The sequence below is a fragment of the Phenylobacterium sp. genome (assembly GCF_035944335.1).
Taxonomy (GTDB): Bacteria; Pseudomonadota; Alphaproteobacteria; order Caulobacterales; family Caulobacteraceae; genus Phenylobacterium.
In genome coordinates, this window is the sequence record NZ_DASZBG010000118.1 from 63,571 (window position 1) to 78,763 (window position 15,193).

Sequence of the window (15,193 nt, forward strand, 5' to 3'; positions counted from 1 at the left end):
CGGCGCCAGCTTAAGCCTAGTTCCGCGCCGGGATCACGACCTGCATGCTCTCGAATCCGTGCACGAAGGGGGAGAAGGTGCGCACCGGCTCGCCGATCACCTCGATGCGCGGGAAGCGCTTGAGGATCTCCTCCCAGATGATGGTCAGCTGCATCTCGGCCACGCGGTTGCCCACGCAGCGGTGGACGCCGAAGCCGAAGGACATGTGGTGGCGCGGCCGCTCGCGGTCGATGATGTAGGCGTCGCCGTCCGGGATCACCGCCTCGTCGCGATTGCCCGAGATGTACCACATGGCCACCCGGTCGCCCTTGCGGATGGTCTTGCCGCCGACCTCGACGTCGCGGACCGCCGTGCGGGCCATATGGGCCAGCGGCGTCTGGTAGCGGATGGTCTCCGAGACCATCGAGGTGACCAACTCCGGGTTGGCGCGCAGCTTGTCGTACTCGGCCGGGAACTTGTTCAGATTGTAGACCGAGCCGGAGATGGTGTTCCGCGTCGTGTCGTTGCCGCCGACGATCAGGAGGATCACCGTGCCGTGGTACTGCTCCCGCGACATGGCCCGCGTCTCGGGGTGCCGCGTCAGCATGGAGATCAGGTCGATCCCCGGCTCCGCGGCGATCCGCTCGTTCCACAGCGCCTCGAAGCGGGCGAAGCATTCCCAGATGGCCTGGGCCTTGTGCTCCCAGCTCTTCACCGGCCCGTGGCCCGGCATGTTGGTGACCATGTCCGACCAGTAGGGCAGCAGCCGCCGCTCCTCGAAGGGGAAGTCGAAGAGGGTGGCCAAGGTCATGGCCGTCAGCTCCTTCGACACCTTGTCCACCCAGTCGAAGGGCTCGCCGATCGGCAGGGAGTCGAGGATCTCCCCGGCCCGCTCGCGCACGATCGCGCTCATGTTGGCGATGTTGGCCGGCGCGACCGTCGGGCTGACGGCCTTGCGATGCACGCTGTGCTCGGGCTCGTCCATGGTGATGAACCCGGCGCCGCGGCGGCGCTCCCGGCCCATCTGCGCCAGCACCTTGTCCTGCTCTTCCTGGGCCGCCTGGTTCACCAGGGTGATGCCGTCGGCGGAGGAGAAGTCCTGGTGGTTGGTGTCCACCGCCATGATGTCGTCCCAGCGGGTCAGCGACCAGTAGGGGCCAAACTCGCTCTCGGCGGTGAAGTGAACCGGGTCCTCGCGGCGCAGGCGCGCGAAGACCGGCCAGATGGTGTCGGCCTGGAAGCGTTCCGCCTGGGCCGGGTTGAGGGTTTCCAAAGGCGCGGCCTCGGCCTCCGCGGCAGCGGCTTCCTTGAATTCAATCGATCCGTCGTCCATGGCACGGCCTCCGCGAGTCTCACCCGGCGTCATTGCACGCGCCGGGTCTTCTCTCCATTGGCGCCTATCCAAACGCCGTTCTGCAAGCGTAATCACCTCTTCCCGAGCCGAACGCGCCAGCGGCCGGCAAGTTGACGCGGGCGTCATTTTTGGGCATCGGAGTTGCATGAGCGAGCCAGCCGCACATGTGGCAGTCCTGGGCGCCGGCCATGCTGGCGGCACGCTCGTGGCCCTGCTGCGCCAGTTCGGCTACCCGGGCGCCATCACCCTGATCGGCGAGGAGCCGCTGCCGCCCTACCAGCGGCCGCCGCTGTCCAAGGCCTGGCTGAAGGGCGAGGCCAATGCCGAGGACCTCGAGCTGAAGCCTCTGGAATTCTATCGCGACCACGCCATCGATTTCCGGCCCGGCAAGCGGGCGGTGCGGCTGGAGCGCAGCGACCGGCGGGTCCACCTCGATGACGGCTCGACGCTGGCCTACGACACCCTGGTCATCGCCACGGGCGCACGGGCCATCGCCCTGCCGATCCCGGGCGCGGACCTTGCGGGCGTCATGTTCCTGCGCACCGCCGCCGACGCCGAACTCCTGAAGGCGACCATCGGCCCTGGCAAGACCCTCGCGGTGGTGGGCGGCGGCTATATCGGGCTGGAGGTGGCGGCCTCGGGCCGGGCCCTGGGCGCCGAGGTGGTGGTGCTGGAGCGCGAGACCCGGCTCCTGGCCCGCGTCGCCTGCGAGGCGCTGTCGGACTTCTTCAAGGGCTATCACGAGGGTCGCGGCGTCCGCTTCGAGCTGGGCTGCAGCGTCACGGGCTTCGAGGGCCCAACACAGGATGGGGCCGGTCGCGTCACCGGCGTGACCCTGGCCGACGGACGCACGATCGCCTGCGACGCGGTGGTGGTGGGCGTCGGGGCGACACCCAACGACGAGATCGCCCGGGACGCCGGCCTCGACTGCGCGCGCGGGATCGTCGTCGACCTGGAAGCCCGCACCTCCGATCCCAACATCTTCGCCATCGGCGACGTCACCCACCGGCCGATGCCGATCTATGGCCGCATGTTCCGCATGGAGAGCGTGCCCAACGCCCTGGAGCAGGCCAAGCAGGCGGCCGCGGCGATCACCGGCCGCCCGGCGCCGGCCGGCGAGGTGCCCTGGCAGTGGTCGGACCAGTACGACCTGAAACTGCAGATCGCCGGCTACGCCTTCGACGTCGACGAGATCCTGATCCGCGGCGACCCGGCGACGGCGAAGTTCGCGGTCTTCCACCTGAACGGCGACCAGCTGCAATCGGTGGAGGCGATCAATTCGCCGCCGGAATTCATGATGGGCAAGCAGCTCATCCTAAGCCGCAGGCCCGTCGACAAGGCGAGGCTTGCAGACCCAGCCATTTCCATGAAAGAGGTCGCCGCTTAGGCGGGCGTTTGAAGAGCATCATGGCGAAGATCACCTACATCGAGCACGACGGAACCGAGCACGTCATCGACGTGAAGACCGGCCTCTCCGTCATGGAAGGCGCGGTGAAGAACAACATACCCGGCATCGACGCCGACTGCGGCGGCGCCTGCGCCTGCGCCACCTGCCATGTCTATGTGCAGGAAGACTGGCTCGACAAGACGGGCGACAAGTCCGCCATGGAGGAGTCCATGCTCGACTTCGCCGAGAGCGTGGAGCCCAACAGCCGCCTCTCCTGCCAGATCAAGGTGAGCGACGCGCTCGACGGCCTGGTGGTGACCATGCCGGAGAGCCAGCACTAGGGGTGGGCGGCGGCCTCAGCGCTGCATCTGCATGAGCTGATCGACCGGCATCATGTTCTGGCTCAGGTGGTTCATGATCCAGATGGAGCCGGCGACGATCAGGAACACCACCATGACGCCGAAGGCGAGCGCCAGCACATTGTTGGTGTTGTCCGGGCCGGTGGTCACGTGGAGGAAGAACACCAGGTGCACGCCCATCTGGGCGATGGCCAGCACGATCAGCGCCACCGGCACGGCGGGGCCCCAGATCAGGTGGGCGCTCGCCGCCCAGAAGGCCGCGAGGGTGAGCACGATCGAGAAGCCGAGGCCCAGGTTGGAGTTGAGCACCCAGTGGCCGGCGCTCTCCTCCGGCTCGTCGCCCGGCGCGTGGTCTTCCCGATGGTCGAGATCGGCGGCGTAGAGGCCCGGATCGTAGTCGAGGTCGCTCATGCCGTGGCTCCCATCAGATAGACGATCGTGAAGATCCCGATCCAGACGATGTCCAGCGCATGCCAGAACAGGTTGAAGCAGATCAGGCGGCGCACGGTCTCCGGGCGGAATCCCTTGACCTGCACCTGCGCCATCATGGTCAGGAGCCACATGCCGGCCACGGTGACGTGCAGGCCGTGCAGGCCCACGAGGCCGAAGAAGGCGGTGAGGAATCCGCTGCGCTGCGGGGTGATCCCGCGTCCGGCCAGGCTGATGAATTCCTGCAGCTCCAGGCCGACGAACGCCAGGCCGAGCAGGCCGGTGATCAGCAGGAAGACCTGCGTCCAGAGCTTGTTGCGGGCGTTGGTGGCCGCGAACGACAGCCCGCAGGTGTAGCTCGACAGCAGCAGGGCGGCGGTCTCCAGCCCGACCCGGGGCATCTCCACGATGTCGCGGGCGCTCGGTCCGCCGGCGGTCGCATTTCGCAGCACCGCGAAGGTGGCGAAGAAGCAGGCGAACATCACGATGTCGCTGAGCAGGAAGATCCAGAAGCCGTAGCCCACGATGATCCGCTTGCGGGCGGGGCCGGTCGCGCCGTGGCCGGCGCCTTCGACGGGACCCTCGGGGCCATGGTCGCGGTGGCCCAGCCGGTGCGGGTCCTCTCGCACGCGGCGGAGGGTTTCGACGGCTGCGGGGAGCCCGATCTCGCTCACGTCAGAGCTCCCTGCTGGGCCAGCCGTTCGAGGACCACCTCGCGGGCGGCGCGGCGGGCGCGATCGGCGCTGGCCACCTCCTCGACGGGCACGTGGAACTCATGGACGTCACGCCAGGCGAACACCACGAAGCCGGCGAAGGCGGCCGCCAGCCCCAGGCCCGCCAGCCACCAGATATGCCAGATCAGCGCAAACCCGGTCACGCTGGCGAAGAAGGCGGTGTAGAAGCCCACCGGGCTGTTCACCGGCATCTCGATCGGCTGGTAGTTCGGCTCGGGGGTGAGCTGCTGGGTCTCGATGGCGCGCAGCTTGATGCCCCAGTAGGCCTCCTCGCCCTCGACGTTGGGCATGACCGCGAAGTTGAAGAACGGCGGCGGCGAGGGCGTCGCCCATTCCAGCGAGCGGCCGTCCCAGGGATCGCCGGTCAGGTCGCGCAGTTCGTCGCGCTTGATGATGCTCACCACCAGCATGATGACCTGGCAGATCACCCCGATCACCAGGATGCCCACGCCGACCAGCGACAGGTCGAGCATCGGCTTCCATTCGGGGATGTTCACGTGCTGAAGGCGCCGCGTCATGCCCTCCAGCCCCAAGATGTAGAGCGGCGTGAAGGTCACCCAGAAGCCGAAGAAGGAGAACCAGAAGGCAGCCCTGCCCCAGCCCTCGTGCAGGCGGAAGCCGAAGGCCTTGGGGAACCAGTAATCGAGGCCGGCGAACAGGGCGAACACCACCCCGCCCACGATCACATTGTGGAAGTGGGCGACCAGGAACATTGAATTGTGGACCAGGAAGTCGGCCGGCGGGACGGCGAGCAGCACCCCGGTCATGCCGCCGATCACGAAGGTGAAGATGAAGCCCAGCGACCACAGCATCGGCACGCTGAAGCGCACGCGGCCGCCGTACATGGTGAAGATCCAGTTGTAGATCTTCACGCCCGTGCCCACGGCGATGATGCTGGTGGAGATGCCGAAGGCGGTGTTCACCGCCGCCCCGGATCCCATGGTGAAGAAGTGATGCAGCCAGGTCATCATCGAGACGATGCAGATGAAGATGGTGGCGGCGACCATCGAGCGATAGCCGAACAGCGGCTTGCCCGAGAAGGTGGAGAACACCTCCGAGAAGATGCCGAAGGCCGGCAGAACCAGGATGTAGACCTCCGGGTGCCCCCAGGCCCAGATCAGGTTCATGAACATCATCGGGTTTCCGCCCGCCGTGTTCGTGAAGAAGTGGAAGCCGAAGAACCGATCCAGGCTCAGCATCGCCAGCGTGGCGGTGAGGATCGGGAAGACCGCCACGATGATCAGGCTGGAGGCCAGCACGGTCCAGCAGAACATCGGCATGCGCAGGTAGGTCATGCCGGGACAGCGCATCTTCAGGATCGTGGTGACGAAGTTTATCCCCGTCATCAGCGTGCCGATGCCCGATATCTGCACGGCCCACAGATAGTAGTCGACGCCGACGCCTGGCGAGTAGGTCATCTCGCTGAGCGGCGGATAGGGCAGCCAGCCGGTGCGGGCGAACTCACCGACGAACAGCGAGATGTTGACCAAGAGCGCGCCTGACGCGGTGAGCCAGAAGCTCACGGAGTTGAGCGTCGGAAACGCCACGTCGCGTACGCCGAGCTGCAGCGGCGTCACGAAGTTCATGAAGCCGATCACCAGCGGCATGGCCGCGAAGAAGATCATGATCGTGCCGTGGGCCGAGAAGATCTGGTTGTAGTGCTCGGCCGGCAGATAGCCCGGGGCGTTGACCGCCATGGCCTGCTGGCTGCGCATCATGATCGCGTCGGCGAAGCCGCGGACCAGCATCAGGGAGCCGAGCGCGCAGTACATGATGCCGATGCGCTTGTGGTCGACGGTGGTGATCCACTCCCGCCAGAGGTAGGGCCACAGGCCCTTGGCGGTCACCACGCCGAGCACGCCCACGATGGACGCGATGAGCACCAGCGAGGTGATCAGGGGGATGGGTTGGTCGAAGGGTATCGCCGACCAGCTGAGCTTACCGAACATGGCTCAGAATCTCCCCGCGCTCGAGACTTCGCGACCCGCGTGCGACGGGCTTGCCGGCTCGGGACCCGGGCCGGGAGCCACCTTCTGCGCGGCGATGGACTGGAAGAGCTGCGGATCGACGCCCCGATAGGTCGCCGGCGCCACCCGCTGGCTCTGCCGCGAGAGCGCGGCATAGGCCGGCCCGTCCAGCACCGGGCCGCCGCGGCGCACGCCGTCCGCCCAGGCCGAGAAGTCGGCCGGCGCGACGCTCCTCACCGGGAACTGCATGTCCGAAAAGCCGTCGCCGCTGAAGTGGGAGGACTGGCCGAACAGGGTCACGGGCCGGTCGGCCTGCAGGTTCAGCTGCGAGACCATGCCGGGCATGGCGTAGATCATCGAGCCCAGGCGGGGGATGAAGAACACGTTGAACACGCTGGCCGAGGTGATCGAGAAGTGCACCGGCGTCCCGGCCGGGATGACGAGCTGGTTGACCGTCGCGATCCCCTGCTGCGGGTAGATGAACAGCCACTTCCAGTCGAGGGACACGACCTGGACCTCGAGCGGCGGCGTCTTCGACGGCAAGGGCCGGAACGGATCGAGCTTGTAGGAGCCGATCCAGATCACGCCGCCGATGAACATGATGGTCAGGATCGGGATGGACCAGACGATGGCCTCGATCCGCCCCGAGTAGGACCAGTAGGGCAGGTATTCGGACTTGGTGTTCGAGGCCCGGTAGCGCCAGGCCATCCAGAAGGCGAGCAGGATCGTCGGTACGATGATCGCCAGCATGATCAGGGTGGCGTCGATGAGGATGGTCGCATCGTCGCGCCCCACCGGGCCAACGGGGTCGAGGATGCTGCGGGCGCACCCGGCGAGGCCCGGCGCCGACAGCAGGAGCGCCACGGCGGGCGCGGCGCAGCGTCGGACGGTCTGCAAAAGATTTCGAGGCATGCCCCACCCCAACTGCAATGCTCAATGGCGACGCGATCCGCCGATCTTGCCTCCGGGTCTTTGACTCACATCAAGGCCGCAACGAATCGCGGGGGCGCCCCGAAGGGGCAACCCCGCGAACGGCGCCTATCTCGGCTTCTTGAAGCGCAGCAGGAACTGGTCGGTCTTGCCGCGGATGGCGGGGTTGAAGACCATCTTGGTATGGTCGTCGGCCGGGTTGGCGAGGATGGCGCTTTCGGCGTCGAGCTTGAAGCCGGCCTTGGCCATGTCGGCCTTCACCCGGGCGATGTCGATCCGGTGCAGGGTCTCGGTGACGTTGTCGGGCGCGCCGGAGGCCGCGGCATGGTCGAGGATCACGAACACCCCGCCCGGCTTCAGGGCCGCATAGACCGCCTTGTCGAAGGCCGGCACGTCGGCCGGGCCCATGAACTTGTCGTAGAGGTCGTGGTAGTTCTGGCGGATGAACACCGCGTCCAGCCCCTTGGGCAGGGCCATGGCGTTGATCGGGTCGGTGGAGACGACGATGTTCGAACCGGGCGCGGCGGCGCCGGCCCGCAGCATGCCCTCGACCTCAGGGTGGGCCTTGATCACTTCGGCGGGCATGACCGCATAGACCTTCCCCTTGGGCCCGACCGCCTGGCTCTCGGCGCGGACGAAGCGGCCGGCGATGATGTCGGCCACCTTGTCGCCCGGCTTGAGCCCGATGAAGGCGATGACCTCCGGGCCTTTCATGGTGGGGTCGGTGAGCGCGTCCACCCCGGCGGCTGGAACCTGGGCGAGCGCGATGGGCGCGGCGCCGGCGGCGCAGAGCAGCAGGCCCGCGAAGATGGGGGCGGCGATACGGTTCATGAGCAGTTCCTCCCGAGCTTCCTGCATACCAGAGGTACGGGAACGGCCCTAGTCTAGAGCTGAAGCTCCGGCTGGGCCTCGGCGCCGGCGTGGGCTTCCTCGGGCAGGTGGCAGGTGAAGGTGGCGCCGGCCCCGGGCTCGCTCTCCAGCGCCACCCAGCCGCCGTGCAGTTCGGTGAGCGCCTTGACCAGCGCCAGGCCCAGGCCCGGGCCGCCGCGCTCGCGGCCGATGAAGCGATCGAAGATGTGCGCCTGGACGTGGAAGGGGATGCCGCGCCCGGTGTCGGAGACGGTCAGCTGCACCTCGCCCAGGGCCTTGCGGGCGGCCAGCGTGACCGTGCCGCCGCTAGGGGTCTGGGCCAGGGCGTTCTCCACCAGGTGGTCGAGGATCTGGGCCAGCCGCTTGGCGTCGCCGCGGATCAGGCCGACGTCGGAGGTCTCCGCGGCGATGCTCACGGAGGCGGCGGCGGCGCCGTCGTTCCAGCGGGCCGCGACCCCGATCAGGAGGTCGCCGACGCGGACGTCCTCCAGGTCGAGGGCCATCTCGCCGGCGTCGATCTGGGCCATGTCGAGCACGTCGTCGATGGAGCGGGCGAGCTGGGTGGCGGCGGACTTCACGGCGGCGGCGTGCTGCTTGCCGCGATCGGACAGGATGTCGCCGGAATGCTCCAGCAGCTCGGAATAGCCGATGATGGTGGTGAGCGGGGTGCGCAGTTCGTAGGAGACGTTGCCGACGAAATCGCGCTTCAGCCGCTCGGCGTCGGCGAGCGCGGCCTCGCGGGCGGCCAGCGCGCTCTCCAGCTTGCGGGCGTCGGTGACGTCGGTGAAGGCGATCAGGGTGGCCCCGTCGGGCAGCGGCCGGGACTGGTAGGCCACGACGCGGTCGTCGGAGGTCTTCAGCTCGCCGGTCATCGGCGCGCGGGCGGACGGGTCCGGGTCGGCGACGCGGCCCTTCAGCTCGCGCCAGAAGCTGCGGTCGTGCAGCTTGGGCACGCACAGCTCGGTGACGCCCTCGAAGTCGCCGGCCGCCTCGAGCTGGGCGGGCGTGATCTTCCAGAACGTTGAGAAGGCGTCGTTGGAGAGCCGCAGCCGCCCGTCGGAGCCGAACACGGCGACAGCGTCGGAGAGCTTGTCCAGCGTCGCCTGTTGCACCTCGATGAGGGCGTTGTACTGGGCCTTCAGCTTCAGGTCGCCGGTGATGTCGGAGAACAGCAGCAGGAGGCCGCCCATGGGGTGCGGCTGGCGCACGACCTTCAGCGTGCGGCCGTCGGGCAGGCTCCACAGGTCGTCGGCGGCCGGCCCCAGCTGTTCGTAGCGGGCGAGCTCGGCGGCCTTCCACTTGCCGTAGTCGGCGGTCTCCGGCAGGCGGCGGCGCTGGCGCAGCCGGTCGAGCACCTCGCCGTGGGTGGGCCGCTCGGCCAGCCAGGCCGGCTCTATGGCCCACAGCTCGGCGAAGGCGGCGTTGTGGAACATCAGCCGCTTGCCGTCGCCGAAGATCGCCACCGCCTCGCCGATATGGTTGAGCGTCTCGTCGTGCGCCTCGACGTTGCGGCGCAGGGCCTCCCGCAGCTCCTCCAGGTCGGTGACGTCGGCGGTCCAGACGCCGACCCCGCCGCCCTCCAGCGGCTGGGCGGCGACGCGGAACGCCTGGCGGCGGCCGCCGACCGTCGCCCAGCGCAGGGCCTCGCGCTTCTGGCCGAGGTTGGCGGCCTCGCTGGCCAGGGCATCGGCGCCGCGGTCGAAGGCCAGGCCCCGGGCGGCGGCGTCGTCCAGGTCGGCGGCGTCGGCGGCCTTCAGCCAGGCGCGGTTGACCCAGACCGGCGAGCCGTCGGCCGCGGCGATCCAGGCGGGGCAGGGATGGGCGTCGAGAAAGGCCGCAAACCGGGGCGCGGTCGGAAGCGCCGCGTCCTCGCCGACCGCCGCTGAGAGGCGCAGCCAGGCCAGCGCCCCGGCCGCGCGGCCCTCGACGGAGACCACGCCGGTCTCGCCACGGACCTCGAAGGCGCAGGCTTCACCCCGCTCGAACAGCGCGCGCAGGCGCCGGGCGTGGTCGGGATCGGCGCGCATCAGGGCGTTGACCAGGGCTTGCGGGTCCGGCGTCTCGACGCCCAGCACCTGGGCGCAGATCGCCAGCGCTTCCTCGCCCGAGGCCAGCATCGCCTGGCCGTCCTCCACGGCCAGCAGGGCGGAATCGAAGGCCTCGGCGGAGGCCTGGGCGGCGTCGGCGCGGGTCTCGATTCCGGCCAGCCGGCCTTGCAGGGCCTTCACCTGGCCCGCCGCCTGGCGGCGCTGCGAAAGCGCCCACAGCACCGCGCAGATCGCCAGCGAGACCGCGCCGGCGGCGCCGGCCAGGATCAGTTCGTTGGCGCCCATTCCCCGACTTCCGGTCCACTCCGGCGAATCACTGGGTTGGAGACTAAGCCCAGCCGCGCCTCGCCGCATCCGTGGCGCATTCTCGCGGTAGCGGATTTGAACGCCTATGATCTCCTCCGTGAACGCCATCCTCTACCCTGTCGCCGCCAATCCGGAGCAGGCCCTGAGCCGGCCGCAGGGCCGCGCGGCCCGCGAGCGCGAGGCGAGGGCTACGGCCGGCGAGCCGGTGACCTTCGCGACCGAGACGGTGGGGCCGGCCTTTGCGACGCGCGAGGCGGCGCTGGAGGCGTTCCGCGACCGCATCGAGGCCTTCGCAGCCGAAGACCGTTATTGCCAGCTGGTGGAGCGCGTCGTCACCGAGGCGGGCCGCCCCGCGCGGATGTCGCCGGTGGCGCCTGTCTATGAGGACGGCCGCCGCTGGCCCGACCCGCCGGCGCCGCCGCGCACCGTCTGGCGGCTGACGATCTCCTACTGGCGGCCGGTGAGCGCCGCGGGCGCCGAGGCGCCCCAGGCCCGGGTGGCCCGCAAGGCCGAGGCCGAGGTCAGTCCCGAGACCCTGCGCGCCATCGCCCGGGCGCCGCTGAAGCCGGTCAAGCCGCAGCAGCCGCTGGACATCGGCCTGTTCGAGACGCGCCTGCCCGAGGCGCCGCACATCGTCGTGCCCGATGAGTGAAGCGTTCGGCCGGCCGCCGTCGCTGGACGACATGGCGGCGCTCGCCGAGGCCGCCTTCCAGGCCCTGCCGGAGAATTTCCGCAAGCTGGCCGGCGACGTGGTGTTTCGGGTCGACGACTTCCCGCCGGACGATGTGCTGGCCGAGCTCGGCATCGAGGATCCGTTCGAGCTCACCGGCCTCTACCAGGGGCTCGACCTGGGCCGACGCTCGGTGCTCGATCCCTCGCCGCAGCCCTCGATGATCTTCCTCTACCGCCGGCCGATCCTCGACGAATGGGCGGCGCACGGCGAGATCACTCTGGAGGAGCTGGTCAGCCACGTGCTGGTCCACGAGATCGGCCACCACTTCGGCCTGTCCGACGCCGACATCGACGCGATCGAGGCGGGATAGCGGGTCCCCGTCCCCCGCTGCGCAGGGGAGGCAAAGAAGTTGACGCCCCCGTCATTTTGTTGACTCCGCGGCCCGCAGACGCCAAGCTTGGGCGGTTAGGCTGGCGAGGGGCGCGTCGGGCCGCTTTGACGACGAGGACCGCATGGCCGCCGACGGCAATATCACCAAGGACATCATCTACGACGCGGTGGCGCCGGACGACTTCGAGTCGATGCTGGAGCTGGACCGCTACAACGGCCGCTCGACGGCCTTCGACAAGATCATCTCGGCCACCCACGACCACTTCTGGGATCCGCTCGATCCCAAGTACATCGACTTCTCCGAGCCGTTCGACATGGAAGCGACCATGATCCTGCCGGAGAAGATGATCGGCCCGCTGAAGCTCGACTACGTCAACGAGATCCTGGGCACCGAGCAGCGCCGCATCGCCTTCGCCAACGCCCAGACGCTGCGGACCTTCTCCTCGATCCTGCACGGCGAGCAGGGCGCGCTGAACCTGTCGGCCAGCCTGTGCCACGTGCTGAAGGACCAGGGCGCGCAGGAATACGCCGCCAACCAGACCCGCGAAGAGGCCCGCCACGTCACGGCCTTCGCCAAATATATCAAGGCCCGCTGGGGCCGGCCGGTGGAATGCGGCCCGGTCCTGAAGGACCTGCTGGTGGAGATCATCCACGCCCCGGAGGTCTACAAGAAGATCATCGGCATGCAGATGCTGGTGGAGGGCCTGGCCATGGGCGCCTTCGCCACGATCTTCAACGAGACCAACGACCCCCTGGCCCGCAAGCTCACCCAGCTGGTGATGACCGACGAGGCCTTCCACCACAAGTTCGGGAAGATCTGGGCCGACCGCACCATCCCGCACCTGACGCCGGCCGAGCACGAGATCATCGAGATGTGGGCGGCGCACTGCTTCCAGACGCTGCTGTTCAACCTGGTGGCGCCGACCCAGAACGTCGGCCTCTACGAGGAGTTCGGCCTCGATCCGAACCGGGTCATCGAGGAGATGGGCAAGCTGGTCTCCGACGAGACGCGCCGCGAGGAGATGAAGGAGGCCACCAACATCTTCCGCGTGCTGGTCAAGACCCTGGTCAACGCCGGGATCATCACCGATCGGACCAAGGCCTTCTACGCCGTCTACGTCGACATCGACGAGCTGAAGGGCGAGGGCGACAAGATGGTCGGCGACGATATCGCCGAAGAGGGCATCAAGTACCTCCAGGAGATCAACTTCAAGGATCGCGCCCGCCAGGTCCTGATCGCGGCGGAATAGCGCGTCCCACCAAACGGGGACTTCGAGACGCCCGGCGCTCGCCCGCTGGGCGTTTTCGCATCTGCCTCCCCTGCGAAGCGGGGGAGGGGGACCATCGGCCGAAGAGCCGATGGTGGAGGGGGCGAGCCAAGCGCACTGCACCGGCTTGCCCCTCCCACCATCCGCTGTTCGCTGCGCTCCGCGGACGGTCCCCCCTCCCCGCTCACGCGGGGCGGGCAGTCAGGCCGCCAGCGCCGCCGGCATCAGCGGGCGTTCGCCGCGCGCCGCGCGCAGCGGCTGGCCGACCTTGGCCAGGCGGCGGAAGGCCAGGATCGCCAGCGGGGTGAACACCACGAGCGCCGCCAGCGCGGGCAGGAACATCGGGTCGGCGAAGCCCATGCCGTGGGCGTGCTGGTCGTGCGGCCAGAGCACCGTGAAGCCGAGCACGTCGCCTGCGCTGTGCACGGCCATGGCGGCGTAGAGCGAATTGGTCAGGTAGGCGAGCGTCGCGAAGATCAGGCCGGCGGTGAAGTAGAGGCTGAGCTTCACCGGGTCGAGGCCCTGCAGGACGTGCACGGCGGCGAACAGCACCGAGGAGCCGACGATGGCGGCGGGTGCGCTCTTCCAGCCCTGCTCGAGAAGGCCCATGGCGTAACCGCGGAAGGCGGCCTCTTCGCTCAACGGGGCGGCCAGCGAGCTCATGACCAGGAAGGCGATGGCCGAGGGCAGCGGCACGCCGGTCATCTTCGGCTGGATGCCGGCCGGAATGTGCACCAGGTCGGCCGCGGCGATCCACAGGCCGCCGAACGCCGCCAGGCCCAGGAGCCCGGCGCCCACGGCGAGCGCGAAGGTCGGCCAGGGCATGGCGTTCCAGCGCAGCAACCGCCGGCGGGTGGCGCGGGTCGCCTTCGGCCAGCCGCGGCCGGAGAGGTAGAGGATCAGGCCGGCGAGCAGGGCGGCCATGAGCGGCGCGGCCCAGGGGACGCCGGGGCTGAGGCGCAGGTTGGCGAGGACCAGCGGCCCCCAGATCCCCTGGCCATAGGCCGTGATGGCGATGCTGACGACGGCGGCGAGGCCGAAGGCCTTGAGGCCGGATTTGAGGGCTCCGGTCTTGATGGTGGCGGCGGTCATGGGAACCTCCCTGGTGAGAGGTCCAGACTGGGCCGTCGGCCGGCCAAGGTGTTTGGGATGGCCTGGGGAGAAGCTTGGGATTTCCTTGGGGTGTCACCGCACCAGCCGCACCCGGTCCAGCAGCCGTGGCCAGCGCGGGTCGTCGTGCAGGGCGTCGCAATAGGGCAGCCAGGGGATGAGGACGAGCAGGGGATCGTCGTGGGCCGCGGCGGCCTCCAGCGCGGCGAAGGCCTGGTCCGGCTGGCCGGCGGCGACGCGCAGGAAGGCGATGTCGGTGAGGCGGGGCGTGAACATCACCGTCTGGGTTTCGAAGAGGTCGGCGCCGGCCGCGCAGAGCCCGGCGAACCCGTCCCGGGCATAGCGGTCGCGCAGGGGGCGGAGCTGCGGCTCCCCCAGGCCCCAGAGCGCCAGACCCTTCATCAGCGCCTCGACGCCGGCGTCCGCCTCGCCCGCCAGCACATAGGCCCAGCCCTTGGCGTACCAGCCCTCGCTGGAGGCGGGCGCCAGCGCCAGGGCCTGGTTGGCGGCGCTGAGCGCCTGGCGATAGCGCCGCGCGGTGAGCAGGATCTGCATCAAGGCGCCGTGGGCGGCGAGCGAGAACGGCTCCAGCTCCAGGGCCGCGCGGCTCTCCCGCTCGGCCTCGACGAAGCGCCCGGTGGCGGCGAGGGCGAAGGCCCGGTGGCGGTGCGGCGACGGCAGGTTTGGATCGAGACCGATGGCGCGGCGCAGCGCCTCGTCGGCCGGCGCGAAGGCGCGGTCGGCGAGCAGGATTGCAAAGCCCAGCGCCGACCAGGCGCGCGCCAGGGCGGGATCGAGGCCGACCGCGGCGTGGGCGCAGGCCTTGGCGGCGGCGATCAGCCCGCTCCCCTGGCCCGCGAGATGCAGGGCGGCCAAGGTGTCGGCGAGGCCCACATGGGCGGGCGCCCAGCCGGGCGCCTCCTCGATGGCGGCCTCGAAATAGAGCCTGGCCTGGGCGAGGTTGGCGGCGAAGGGCGTGGCCAGCGCCGCCCGGCCCTGGGCGGCGAGCGCGGCGGCCCGGGGCGGCGGCTCCGCGGCGGCGGCGGGCTCCGCGCCGGCCGCTGCGGCCAGGGCGGCGCCGTCGCCGGCGACGAGGCGGTAGCCGCGCTTGGGCAGGGTCTCGATGTAGCGGTTTTCCGCCGTCTCGCCGAGCGCCCGGCGCAGCCGGCTCATGGCCGCGGCCAGGGTGTCGTCGCCGATCGCCCGGCCCTGCCAGACCCCGCCGATGATCTCGTCCTTGGAGAGCACCCGCCCGCCGGAGCCGGCGAACAGCAGCAGCAGGTCCATGAGCTTGGGCTCGATCCGGGTCTCCGGCCCGCCGGCCAGGCGCGCGATGACCCCGCGCGCCGGCTCGATCCGCCAGTCGCCGAGTTCGAACGGCCGCTCGCC

The 15,193-nt window shown here is 69.6% G+C and carries 14 protein-coding genes; 5 read left to right on the plus strand and 9 right to left on the minus strand.

Annotated elements, in window-relative coordinates:
* Positions 1 to 16: 16 nt before the first annotated feature.
* Positions 17 to 1,312, minus strand: coding sequence for a cytochrome P450 (locus tag VGT80_RS18115; protein ID WP_327458053.1), 1,296 nt, complete (start codon positions 1,310 to 1,312; stop codon positions 17 to 19).
* A gap of 166 nt (positions 1,313 to 1,478) precedes the next feature.
* Here VGT80_RS18115 and VGT80_RS18120 point away from each other — a divergent pair, with 166 nt between their 5' ends.
* Both VGT80_RS18120 and VGT80_RS18125 read left to right on the plus strand, forming a co-directional pair.
* Positions 1,479 to 2,720 (plus strand): NAD(P)/FAD-dependent oxidoreductase, encoded by a 1,242-nt coding sequence (locus VGT80_RS18120; protein WP_327458054.1) that lies wholly within the window; start codon positions 1,479 to 1,481, stop codon positions 2,718 to 2,720.
* A 20-nt stretch (positions 2,721 to 2,740) separates the two neighbouring features.
* On the plus strand, positions 2,741 to 3,061 hold the full coding sequence (locus VGT80_RS18125; RefSeq protein WP_327458055.1) for a 2Fe-2S iron-sulfur cluster-binding protein: 321 nt from the start codon (positions 2,741 to 2,743) through the stop codon (positions 3,059 to 3,061).
* A 15-nt stretch (positions 3,062 to 3,076) separates the two neighbouring features.
* On the opposite strand, the gene cyoD is transcribed toward VGT80_RS18125, so the two are convergent.
* From cyoD to VGT80_RS18155, 6 genes are all read right to left on the minus strand, one after another.
* Positions 3,077 to 3,490 (minus strand): cytochrome o ubiquinol oxidase subunit IV, encoded by a 414-nt coding sequence (gene cyoD, locus VGT80_RS18130; protein WP_327458056.1) that lies wholly within the window; start codon positions 3,488 to 3,490, stop codon positions 3,077 to 3,079.
* The gene (locus VGT80_RS18135) at positions 3,487 to 4,182 is read right to left on the minus strand and encodes a cytochrome (ubi)quinol oxidase subunit III (RefSeq protein WP_327458057.1); all 696 of its coding nucleotides are present in this window, start codon (positions 4,180 to 4,182) and stop codon (positions 3,487 to 3,489) included. The genes cyoD and VGT80_RS18135 overlap by 4 nt, the downstream gene beginning before the upstream one ends.
* Positions 4,179 to 6,191 (minus strand): cbb3-type cytochrome c oxidase subunit I, encoded by a 2,013-nt coding sequence (locus VGT80_RS18140; protein WP_327458058.1) that lies wholly within the window; start codon positions 6,189 to 6,191, stop codon positions 4,179 to 4,181. The genes VGT80_RS18135 and VGT80_RS18140 overlap by 4 nt, the downstream gene beginning before the upstream one ends.
* 3 nt (positions 6,192 to 6,194) lie before the next feature.
* The gene (gene cyoA, locus VGT80_RS18145; RefSeq protein ID WP_327458059.1) at positions 6,195 to 7,121 is read right to left on the minus strand and encodes a ubiquinol oxidase subunit II; all 927 of its coding nucleotides are present in this window, start codon (positions 7,119 to 7,121) and stop codon (positions 6,195 to 6,197) included.
* 126 nt (positions 7,122 to 7,247) lie between these two features.
* The gene (locus tag VGT80_RS18150) at positions 7,248 to 7,970 is read right to left on the minus strand and encodes a methyltransferase (RefSeq protein ID WP_327458060.1); all 723 of its coding nucleotides are present in this window, start codon (positions 7,968 to 7,970) and stop codon (positions 7,248 to 7,250) included.
* 53 nt (positions 7,971 to 8,023) lie between these two features.
* Positions 8,024 to 10,342 (minus strand): PAS domain-containing sensor histidine kinase, encoded by a 2,319-nt coding sequence (locus tag VGT80_RS18155; RefSeq protein WP_327458061.1) that lies wholly within the window; start codon positions 10,340 to 10,342, stop codon positions 8,024 to 8,026.
* A 118-nt stretch (positions 10,343 to 10,460) separates the two neighbouring features.
* Here VGT80_RS18155 and VGT80_RS18160 point away from each other — a divergent pair, with 118 nt between their 5' ends.
* The 3 genes from VGT80_RS18160 (at position 10,461) to VGT80_RS18170 (ending at position 12,676) form a co-directional block, all read left to right on the plus strand.
* Positions 10,461 to 11,015: a hypothetical protein gene (locus VGT80_RS18160; protein ID WP_327458062.1), complete on the plus strand. Its 555-nt coding sequence runs from the start codon at positions 10,461 to 10,463 to the stop codon at positions 11,013 to 11,015.
* Positions 11,008 to 11,406, plus strand: coding sequence for a metallopeptidase family protein (locus VGT80_RS18165; RefSeq protein WP_327458063.1), 399 nt, complete (start codon positions 11,008 to 11,010; stop codon positions 11,404 to 11,406). The genes VGT80_RS18160 and VGT80_RS18165 overlap by 8 nt, the downstream gene beginning before the upstream one ends.
* A gap of 142 nt (positions 11,407 to 11,548) precedes the next feature.
* On the plus strand, positions 11,549 to 12,676 hold the full coding sequence (locus VGT80_RS18170) for a ferritin-like domain-containing protein (protein ID WP_327458064.1): 1,128 nt from the start codon (positions 11,549 to 11,551) through the stop codon (positions 12,674 to 12,676).
* Between the two features lie 219 nt (positions 12,677 to 12,895).
* On the opposite strand, the gene VGT80_RS18175 is transcribed toward VGT80_RS18170, so the two are convergent.
* Both VGT80_RS18175 and VGT80_RS18180 read right to left on the minus strand, forming a co-directional pair.
* A complete protein-coding gene (locus VGT80_RS18175) occupies positions 12,896 to 13,786 on the minus strand; it encodes a CPBP family intramembrane glutamic endopeptidase (protein ID WP_327458065.1) in 891 nt (296 codons plus the stop codon).
* A gap of 93 nt (positions 13,787 to 13,879) precedes the next feature.
* Positions 13,880 to 15,193: winged helix-turn-helix domain-containing protein (locus VGT80_RS18180; RefSeq protein ID WP_327458066.1), on the minus strand; the 1,314-nt coding region annotated here is incomplete at its 5' end.